The organism is Aquisphaera insulae (genome assembly GCF_011064615.1).
GTDB classification, from domain to species: domain Bacteria; phylum Planctomycetota; class Planctomycetia; order Isosphaerales; family Isosphaeraceae; genus Aquisphaera; species Aquisphaera insulae.
Map to the genome: position 1 here is coordinate 1 of NZ_JAALJH010000275.1, position 372 is coordinate 372.

A 372-nucleotide genomic window follows, 5' to 3' on the forward strand; every position below is an offset into this window, starting at 1 on the left:
CGGGGCAAGCATCGTCGGGGATCGCATCGCGGCACGGCTCGCTTCTCGTGCGGCCTTCCTCCTCTCCCTCGCGGCTGCCAGCTTGCGATCGCGATCCGCGAGGATCGCCCGGTCGCGGCCGGCCAGCTTGACCTCGGGGGCCACGTAGCCGATCGCACTGTGCAAGCGGACCTCGTTGTAATGCGCCACGAACTCCGCGACCAGCCGCCGCGCGTCCTCTAGGCTCAGCGGCACCTTGATCCGGATGCACTCGCCCTTGAGCGTCTTGTGCCACCTCTCGATCTTCCCGTTGCTCTGGGGATAGTATGGTGAAGTCCTCACATGAGTCATCCCGCAAATCCTGATGAACTCCTCGAAGTCGCGGGCGATGAA

At 64.8% G+C, this 372-nt stretch carries 1 protein-coding gene; it reads right to left on the reverse strand.

Annotated elements, in window-relative coordinates; all coding sequences use genetic code 11:
- A partial coding sequence (locus tag G6O54_RS37115; RefSeq protein ID WP_250847257.1) for an integrase core domain-containing protein occupies positions 1 to 321 on the reverse strand: 321 nt, incomplete at its 3' end.
- Between the last annotated feature and the right edge of the window lie 51 nt (positions 322 to 372).